Raw genomic sequence first — 10,479 nt, 5'->3', positions numbered from 1 at the left:
CAGAAGCTAAAAGGCCTGAGTCCGGTAGAGTATCGAACTCAGGCCCAGATAACCGTCTGACAAACCGTCCAACTTTATGGGGTCAGTTCAGATAATTCTGCGGCTTCTATTTCCCTTTAGGATGGCTAACGCCAAATAGTATTGGCTAGCACTGACTAATACTGCTTACTGAAGTCATTTATCCAACGGGATCAACGGGGTATGTGAGGGTGCCAAGATGCCCATGGCTGGCGTAAGGGGTGCCGGTGTCATTTGGCTCGCGGGTTGCGATTGATGCTGCGTCCCGCCAAAATAGCAGAGCGTTTTCCAAGGTTCCGAAAGCGGACTACAGGTCTTTGCACAATTGTCGCCATAATGCGAATGAGGACCACCACACGCATAAGTTAGAGTGGAAAATCCTGTACCAACAATAAATAAGATGGCCGCACCGGTGGTTAACATAGACTTTTTCATATTAATGCTCCTTAGAGATGGGGTATTCCCCAAGAGCACTGTAACCACCAAGAATATCGTGATCCCAGCAGTATCAAATGATGATTGACCCTATGTTTATGTTAAGAAAACGTTATTTATAGTTGGCTTATATTTTCGAAAGAAGAGAGGTGAGTTATTTATACTTCGGGGCGAAAAGAGAAAGTACTGAAAATTGGCGACGCTATTAATGCGCAAAAATAGTGGGAAGAAAATCATCTCTTCCCACTGTATCACTTACCCGCGCTTATTCGATCCGCGACGCCCGGCAGTAGCGGCCGGAGCAGCATTACCTACATTTTGACGGGTAGAACCTTTACGGGCAGTGCCTTGGCGGCCAGCAACCTGACGACCAGCAACTTCCGTATGGCGTTTAACCGCGCGGCGAATTTGATTGGCTTTAACCCGGCGACGATCTTTTTCCACCGGCAATTTGCTGACGGTTTCAGAATCCAGCTCAACCAATTCACGCAGATAGTTGGTTGCTTTCAGATCTAACTCAGTCCAGCCACCACGTGGCAGACCTTTCGGTAGATTAATATCACCGTAACGCACTCGGATCAGACGGCTAACCTGCACGCCAACCGCTTCCCACAAACGGCGAACTTCACGGTTGCGCCCTTCGGTCAAGGTGACGTTGTACCACTGGTTAAGCCCTTCTCCGCCCTGGAAGCTAATGGTGCGGAATGCCGCTGGACCATCTTCCAATTGCACGCCACGACTCAACTGCTTGATCTTTTCATCATCAATTTGACCAAACACCCGCACCGCATATTCGCGCTCAACTTCGCGGCTTGGATGCATCAGGCGATTGGCGAGTTCACCGTCAGTGGTGAACAGCAATAAACCTGAGGTATTGACGTCCAAACGACCTACCGCTACCCAACGCGAACCACGCAGTTTAGGCAGACGATCGAATACCGTCGGGCGGCCTTCAGGGTCATTGCGAGTACAAAGTTCGCCTTCCGGCTTGTAATATGCCAGAACACGGCACACGGCCTCTTCAGATTCGGTAATAGCAAGAAGATGGCCATCAAGGCGGATTTTAGTGGCTTGGGTCACTTCAACACGATCACCCAGCGTGGATATTTTACCATCTACGCTGACACGGCCCTGCTGAATAATAGCTTCGATTTCCCGACGAGAACCATGACCGGCTCGAGCCAAGACTTTCTGTAATTTTTCACCCACAACTTTAGCGCCCTGCGGTTTAGGGCTTTGTGGCTTTGAGTTTGGTAATTTCTGGTCTTCTGACTTCTCGCTCATTGAGCAACCTCTAATGTCGCCTTCACAGGCGTCGTGTTATATATTGTAATCAATAAGTTAAGCTCACAATCAAGCAGAACTCATTGATTGTAATACATTTTGGAACCCAGCATGGCGCGCTAAAAATCGCGCAAAAGGCCCTACATGCTGGTTCGTGACCGAGCATATTACACTAATTTCACAGCCAAGGATTCAAAAAGTGTCTCATCACCCTTTTCGCCCTAAGAAACTTTCACTTTGCTGTAGCAAGAATCATCAAAATGTACCCATCGTCTCATTACAATGCTGAACAGCGGCATATTAGGCGTCAGTGGTTAAGGCACCCAATTATATTTAGTGCTACAGGTAATAATCAACACCTATTGGAATTCAGAGTCAACATAAGAACTCATCATCAACAGCTTGCGGTGCAAGTAAAGTTCTGAGTATCTCGTTGATCGTTTTAACCCCTAATTTATTATATATATTTCGCCGGTGAGCACTGGCTGTTTTACTTTTCATATTCAGCCGTCTTGATATGTCGGTATTTCTTAGCCCGAGTAATATGCATTCGAGCACTTCATTCTCCCGGAGAGTTAGCTGCGATTTTATTTTACTCGTCAGATCAAGTCGATCAAAGCCCTTAGGGGTTTTGCATGAAGAGATTAATTTAATTATCATTGACTTAACTTTATCTATAGAGGCTGTCTTACATAAAATCCCGTCCGCTAAGATTGCGAGATAAGTAAAATCCTCGGTCTCTTCATGTTTTCTGCAAAAAACCATCACGAAAGAGCAAGGGTTTGATTCTCTTATTTGACTAATGGTATTAAACACCTTAGATGGCGCGATATTATCAACATCTAAAATAACGACACTTTGCTCGTCTGATTTAATATATATGCTCTCATCATCGACTGAATGACTTTTCTCAATTTTGATATCTATTGTTTCACCCGCCACTTTCTTTATTTCTTTGACGATGATTTCGAATGAAAATATTGTTAGGTTACAATTACTCACCACCATGACTCTCATGACGTTGCATCGTTCCTTTTCCGCGAGTTTATTCTGAATGCGACAGTTTGAATTGGATGCAAATAAATAACGGTGCCGAAGCACCGTTTTTATCAGATCTCTCCAAGATTAGAAGTTGTATTTCACCCCTAACATCACTGCGGTATCGCTGTAACCTTTGTCGCCGAGTTGCTGGCCCACGTTACCCCAGACATTCAGTTGCTTATTCAATTGCCCCTCAACGCCCACTTTCAGTTCACCGATATTCTTCGCGCCAGCCTGCTTCACTTCAACTGCGTTCATATTGGTGCCAAAATCTTTGGTATTGTGGATCCAGTTGGCTTCCACAAAGGGTTGGAACTCGCGATCCTTACCATTATCACTTTCGTGGTGGCCTTTCATATAAGAACGCAGGCCCAGACGGGTCTGGATATTAGCGTCGCCCTGCCCACTCACTTGTGTGCCGTTAGCTTCACGATGGTCATCGGCCTTAACACCCATCCAGGTGATTTGTGCTTTTGGCTGGATAAAGTAGGTTTCGTTCTTCGACTTATTCTCACCGATCTTAAAGGTATAGCCGCTCTCTACCGAGGCGGTGATCCCTTTAGATTTGTACTCTTCAGTCGCCAGCCCTTCACCCTTCACGCTGTTGTTAAACCAGCTGTACTGCGCCCAACCATCGACATACAAGCCAGACTTATCTTCGTCGTTGGCATACCAGGTGCTGTAAATACCCGTGCTGTAACCATTAACCGAGCCGCTTGACTTATAACCAGTGCGCGCATTGGTGTCGCTTTTGCTATTCCCGTAACCGGCCATCACCCCCAGATGTAAGCGGTCCAGGCCATTATTGCTCCACTGAGCAATATCGCCGCCCAGTTGCATCACATAACGGTTGCTTTGCGTTTTCAACTGACCACTGGTATCACGTGAACGATTATGACCGCCTTCATTACGTAACCACATGCTGGTGACTTTCTGCTCACCGGTAAGCACATCAATATATTGTGTTTCGCCCAAACGATCATGCAGACGAGTCACAAACATATTGTTGGCTGATGCCAGGTTAGCGATGTAACTGCCCGCCTCTGGGCGTTTATCTTCTTCATCTGGGCCACCGGGGATGCTCGGATCAACCGGGTCATTGCTCAGGCTGGTCAGATACCAGTTAGTGGCATTCTGGCCCGCGCCACGCTTCAGGCTGTAGTCATATGCACCCGCAACGATACGGCCACTTTGCACGAAATCACCGTCTGACTGGCCGTTCACCTGAATCAATTCAATCCCGTTCAGGGTCTTAGCCCCCAAACCGCCCGCATTATCCACACTGACGTTGGTAGTACCGCTGGTGTTACCGTTGACAATCATGCTGTCGGTCGCGGAGTTATCATCACCCAGCGCCGTGTTGAAATGCAGCAGACCGTTGTCACCAATATAGTTGCCGTTGACCACTAATTGATTGCCCGTGGTGCCGGTACCGTCACTGATTTTATTACCAATAAATACCGTACCGCTGTTGGTCAGGTCAGTGCCAACAGTGAAGATATTGCTGGCCGGCGCCAGACGGTTCAAGAGTGATGTGATGGGTGCCGTTGGGTTGCCGACAAACAGCACGCCCTTGTTATCAATGGCACCTGCCACCCCACCGAAGCCGCCCATAAAGGCACCGTCAGCGATATTGACCTGCTGGCTGGCCAGCGTCATTGGGTCGGCGCTGCTACCTAAGATCAGGCCACCCGCATTGATATCGGTCTGCCCGGTGTAAGCCGCAGTTTGGGTCAATGACACTGTTCCGCTGCCGTTTTTAGTCAGGCTGCCGCTGCCGGTAATGCTGTTTGCCAGCAACCAGTCACTGGCGCTATTAAGCACTAATGAGCCGTCGTTGGTGACCGCAGCGGTGCCCAGATGCTCTGCCTGAGAGGCGGTTAACTGACTGCCGCTGGTAATATCAAACAGGCCGCTGAACAGAGTGTTATCACCGGTTAGCGTGATATCGCTGTTATCTTCCAACACCACACTACCCGCATCACTGATGGCGTTCGCCAACTGACCCGCGGCACCTTTCAGTGTCAGTAAACCGGCGTTGACGATATTGCCACTGCCCAGACCAACTGCGCTATTCAGTAAGGCTTGCGCACCGCTGGCAATGTTGGTGGTCGCCGTCAAAGTGCTGTTCGCACCGTTCACCGTCAATGTATCAGCAGCAATGGTGAACTCACCGCTGCCGGTCAGTTCACCATCAGACACACCGCCCTGACTCAAGGTTAAGCTGCCACCATTGAGATTGACCGATGAACCCGCACTGCTACTCAGCTCACCGACAGTTTGGCTGTGGCCGTTCATATTAAAGGTGGTATCCGCTGCCAAAGAGAGCAGTGAGGTGTTCCCCAGCACATGGTCATTTAGCATCTGCAAGGTGCCGCTGCGCACATCGGTAATACCGGTGTAGTCGTTGTTCAGGTTAGAGAGTGACACACTGCTGCCCGCACCCGTATCAATCGCCAAATCACCACTACCGGTCACTCTGGCACTCAAATCTGCCGCATTGCCAGTCTTATTAGTGGCATACAGCGATAACGCATCACTGCCGCTACCCAGCAGTTCCACTTCGGTCAGGCCGTAGCCGACATACAAACCGTCATTATTCACCCCACTGGTCAGGCGATAGTCGTAAGTCCCTTTCGCCACTGTGGTGCCCCCCTGAGCAATATCGGCTGTGGTGGCATCGGTAATCACATTGCCATTTTGGTCTTGTAGCACTAAATTGCCGCCGTTACCCACCACCGTGGCGTCACTAATGGCCAGTTGCAACTGGGTATTGGTGTCATCCTGTTCGAGGATTGGCAGCAGAGGATTGACTTGATTCTGGCTGTTATCAATGCTGCCGATATTCACTTCTACCGTGCCCGCCCCGCGCAGATCCATCTCATTGGTGGTGTGAATGGAGCCTTTCGCGACAGTCTCACCCGGAGTCCCGGTGTCAAACTTCACCGTACCACCATCAAACACTAATCCGCCGATAGTTTGGACATTGTCACCTACCGTGGTGATGCTGTCCGCGCCCAATTTCAGGGTGGCATTAACTAATGCTGCCGTGTTATCTGCTGCCAGTTCAAAGGTCGCATGGCCCAGAGCCAGTACCCCATTAAAGGCGTTTTGCGCCGCATTGGCGGTAAAATCGAATGCATTACCGGCGGTGTTAACTGCCATGGTGCCAAGGCCACTCAACTTGTTGTTAAAACTCACTGCATTCAGGTTGTTGAGTTGCAACAGGCTGCCGTCACCCAAGTTAAAACCGGTGTTCAGGTTGTCATCCTGGCTATCGCCAAGCGCCAGCAAGATATTTTCCAATGTGAATGTTGAGTTATTAACCAGGTCGATATAATCCATATTACTGATAGCATCAGCGTCACTCAGGGAATAAACCGAGTTATCAAAGCGCAGGGTATCCGTGCCCGTGCCGCCGTTCAGTGAACTGAACACGCCAGTATCGGCTAATGTCAGATCTTTCAAAATAAACAGGTCGTCACCCGTGCCGGTGGTGAAATCAGTGCCTTCACTGCCTTGCATCAGGGTCACGGTGTTGTTGCCCGCTAACAGATCCACCTTGCCGACAATCTTGCCATCAGTAGCATTGGTAAAGGCTACACCATTACCGCTAGTGGTGATCACCGCTTGTTGTGCCGCGCTGTTGGCCTGAATGGTGCCGCTGTTGACGAAGCTGTTGACAAAACCATTATCGATATCGACAACAGGGCTGCTCAGTGACTCAGAGATCAGGTTACCGGACTGTTCAACTTGCGCCGTGGTGCCGCCAACGATAAGCGCGGCACCGCCTGCTGCATTGTTAACATTCACGCTAGCGCCGGTTTTCAGATTCTGGCTGGAGTTGGTCACAATCCCTTTACCATCGGCCGAATTAACGTTAATCACCAAACCTGCCGAGTCGGACATATCCAGCGTGTTGTTGGTCTGCGTGTTGCCAGTATTGGCAAACAGAATACCTGTGCCGCTACCATTGACATTAATCTCACCAGAGTTGGTTGCCGCCATCGAGGCACCAGTACGCACACCGGCACCATTGCCGACGGTCAGCGTGGTATCTTTTAACTGAATACCCGCGATTTCCGCTTTATTTTCAATAGCATTACCGCTACCACCGGCTGTCATGGTGATAGTTGCGCCATCAACAGTCAGGGCGATAGCATCGGTATCGAGCAGTACGCCATGCGCAGTGCCGCCCGCTTTGGTTTCGCCGTTACCGGACAGAGTCAAACTCGCACCAGCCCCCAGCAGATAAGCGGCGGTGCCGTCAGTGGCGTTGACGATACCGCTGTTATTGACAGTCGAATTAGCGCCCTGAATATTCACCGCAGTACCATTTACGGTGATCAGGTTTTCGTTGGTCAGGATCCCGCCATCTACCAGCACACCCGTACTGCCGGCCTGGGTGAAATCGATAGTGCCACTATGAATCAGTTCACCGCCGTTGCGAGCGATATAACCGTAAGCGCCTGAGGCAGTGTTACCGGTGGTCAACACGGCAGAACTGGTCAGCACAGATTTGCCGGTAGCTCCGGTGGCAATACCATCCAGACCATAATAGTTACCATCGACGATACCCGCCGTCGCGCCGTCGCCACTTAATTGCAAACTGGCGTTCGCCGTGATAGTGCCTGTTGCGCCACCCTCGACTTTCACCCCAGAAGCACCCTCACCTGAGAGCACCATATCTAAAGCACCGGAGTTAAACGTACTGCCCGCGCCAGCAACCTGGATCAGCGAGGAGTCTTTACCGGTGCCATTCATGGTTGAGGCCGTGGTCCCAGTGAAAGAGGCCCCTTTATCGACACGATATAGGGTAGAGCCTTCGGTTGAAACAGTTTCATCACCACTGGCAATGTTATTAATGCTAGAGCCAGTACCGTAAATCAGGTAGCCCACCTGTTTTTTGCCAGAGACGAACTCAACCTGGCCCACGCCTGTGACATTAATTGTCCCTTTATCTTCAGCTACCACCCCGATAGCGCCATCGCCCGTTAAATTAACCTGGCCGGAGAGATTCGCCACCGCGCCCACACCGATGGCCTGAATACCGTAGTTTGCCAAATTGGTGGCTGGATCAAGCCCGTTATTGACATAGATATGGCCGCTATTGGTGGCTGAGCTATTGGTCAATACTTTAATACCGACGCTATTGATGCCATTAATGACGATATCGCCATTGTTGAAAATATTGGTGGCATTATTACTGGAAGAAATACCGATATTCTGCGCTGCATTTTGTCCTGGTGTCGCACCAGCACCGTTTAGTTCGATGGTGCCGTTCTGATTGACCGCAACTCTCTCCCCTTGCGCATCAATGGCGATAGAGTTTTCAGTTTTGCTGCCAATCACAATTTTGCCGATCGTATTATTGGTAAAGGTGGCAATATTGGTCAAATTTACCGTGTCTTGCACTAACCTGACGGCATAAGATTGGGTCTTAATGGCCAGGTCAGTGACCACATCTGTTAGTGTGCGTTGGGCCTGGCGGCCAACATAGACTGTGCCGTTGTTTTCAAAGGTAGAACCTTTCTGCACACTGACCCCTTCGTTGACATATCCGGCGGGAGGCGACAAATCGACGCTGGCTGCGATATTAATCGCGCCGTTATTGACGAAAGTAGAGTTGCCATCAATGATGGCCGCACGGGTATAAGAACTTGCCGCACGTGAAGCGGTATTAATAATACCGTTGTTAATGACTGACGAACTACCATTTGCCAAAATCGCAGTATGGCTGCCGCTGGCGATATTCAGAGGTAATACGGCGGTCGGTGAGGATTTGAAATCCAACATTTCAGGGTTAGTCCCTGCATCCAGCACACCGGTCGCTTCATTAATAACATGACTGTCCGTGGCAAAGATAATATTCGTTCCCCGCACACTAGCGGCGACTGAACCTAAGGTGCCGGCATTATTCAGTGTTGCACCATCGTTCAAACGAACCACTGAAATGTCAGTGTTGAAAGCCTGAATATTGGCATCAGTCCCAATATTCACAATGGCATTTTGCCCATCACCATGAATAAAGGCGACCCGACTAGAGTCGACAATGTGGTTGACGGCATCATTGGCGCCAATACCCATATCAATATAAATAGGAGTGACTTTGGGTGAAGTATTGGAGCCGTTGGTGATGTATGCCCGTGACAACTCAGCTTGATAGCCTTTGCTGTCCAGTACAATTGCGCCACTCTTTATGCCAGCGATCAAATCATTATTATATTTCTGGAAATCTGCAAAATTTTGAACATTCTGCGCACCTAAATAAGGGCTGGTAAAGGCACCGGTAAAGTCATCAAGTACAGCATTAGCCACTGAGGTGCTGCTATCACGAATGTTATTGCTGTTATTACCCAGATTTACCACGGTCTTGGAGTTATAATTTAAGACGGTATCCTGAGCGGAAACACTGTTTGATTCGACATAAAATGCCGAGGATGTTGTTACCGCTGCCTCACTTTTCAAACCACCTTTAAGAATGGCACTAAAATAGTTATCACTATTATTGACCCAGCCTGCGGCAGTGCTACCTACATTAACATTCAGGTCACTTCCATCTTCTAGATGGAATAAGTTACGATTAACATACTGACCATTTTCGCCGACCGCATAGGATATTGGCACCACAAACTCGGACAACGGCTTAATTGACATGCCATTGCTGCTATACACATTAATAGTGATTAATGCGCCAGTGCCTTTGGGATCAAGGAAGGTTTCGGTAACCGTATCACCTAGGTTGAAAATGTTCTTACTAATCAGATTCTCTGCACCATAAAGGAAATTACCTGCTGGAATATCGCCTAATTTGCTGTTTTTAAAACCAGCATCACCGCGGGCAATATTGTTAAAGCTCCCCGCTAAGGTATTGCCTGTGCCAGTAAAGGTCTGTGTAAAGTCAACTTCAGGCGTAAAAACAGGCACATCGATATCGGCAGCAAATGCTGAGCCGGCACCTAACGCCAATATCAGCGTCATCGCAATTTGACTTAAACGCGCAGGTGCCGCCACAGAGGAAGTTAGGCCGACAGTTCCTGAACAGAATGACTTAGTTTTTTTACCCGACTTGGAAAACTCTGATGCAACATCATAGCGACCTAAGGCACTATTCCAAATGACTTTAAATACTTGATTCATAGAACTCTCGACTTTCTCTGTATAATTATGGGGTGTGATTAACGAGCAGCATTTTTCTTAATTAATGCGCGCATAATTAATCTGACTAACTTCCACTGGTGGGTGAATTAATACTTATAATAGTTCATTGGTATCGATAATAAACCCTCACAGTCAATCAGATATATAGGAGTAAGTAACGAAATTCGTAGGACGCATCCTACATCCAGCGTGGAAATATCACATTATCCATATAAATCAATAAGTAGATGATCAGCAATAAGCAAGAATATTCTTAATGAATATATAATTCAGGCATAAGAATAACCTTATAACAGCTAAATCAGACCATTAAGAATAAATATTTAACAGCAGCACGGGATAGCGACTTAAATACTGTTTTGAAAAGAAATGTAAATAGCCTTCTTAAGAAGAGTTTTTATTTCATATGAGGGTTTCTCTTTTTAATACCTTTCTTATCCCATAGCCTTAAAAAAGCATGTCGAGTATACATAGAAAACATAATTATTGGTGTTTATAGTTTTAATTTATATTAAAACGATGCTTTACTCTGCAATTGTT

3 protein-coding genes are annotated in these 10,479 nt (G+C 48.1%); all 3 read right to left on the bottom strand.

From position 1 onward, the window contains the following. Positions 1-708 precede the first annotated feature (708 nt). The 3 genes from rluB to AACW11_RS05140 all read right to left on the bottom strand — a co-directional run bounded on the left by rluB (position 709) and on the right by AACW11_RS05140 (position 9,918). The gene (rluB, locus tag AACW11_RS05150) at positions 709-1,737 is read right to left on the bottom strand and encodes a 23S rRNA pseudouridine(2605) synthase RluB (protein WP_212586229.1); all 1,029 of its coding nucleotides are present in this window, start codon (positions 1,735-1,737) and stop codon (positions 709-711) included. A 375-nt stretch (positions 1,738-2,112) separates the two neighbouring features. Beyond that, positions 2,113-2,754: a helix-turn-helix transcriptional regulator gene (locus tag AACW11_RS05145; RefSeq protein ID WP_212586228.1), complete on the bottom strand. Its 642-nt coding sequence runs from the start codon at positions 2,752-2,754 to the stop codon at positions 2,113-2,115. Positions 2,755-2,862: 108 nt separating this feature from the next. Next, positions 2,863-9,918 (bottom strand): autotransporter outer membrane beta-barrel domain-containing protein, encoded by a 7,056-nt coding sequence (locus tag AACW11_RS05140; RefSeq protein ID WP_212586227.1) that lies wholly within the window; start codon positions 9,916-9,918, stop codon positions 2,863-2,865. Positions 9,919-10,479 lie beyond the last annotated feature (561 nt).

Origin of the sequence: Yersinia sp. Marseille-Q3913, from assembly GCF_963892745.1 — a bacterium.
Lineage (GTDB): Bacteria > Pseudomonadota > Gammaproteobacteria > Enterobacterales > Enterobacteriaceae > Yersinia > Yersinia bercovieri.
The sequence above is the reverse complement of the archived record's forward strand: the minus strand, read 5'-3'. Positions and strand labels throughout refer to the sequence as shown.

Coding starts and splice junctions, on each gene's coding strand:
- rluB (WP_212586229.1), bottom strand. CDS start 1,737: ATGAGCGAGAAGTCAGAAGACCAGAAATTACCAAACTCAAAGCCACAA.
- AACW11_RS05145 (WP_212586228.1), bottom strand. CDS start 2,754: ATGAGAGTCATGGTGGTGAGTAATTGTAACCTAACAATATTTTCATTC.
- AACW11_RS05140 (WP_212586227.1), bottom strand. CDS start 9,918: ATGAATCAAGTATTTAAAGTCATTTGGAATAGTGCCTTAGGTCGCTAT.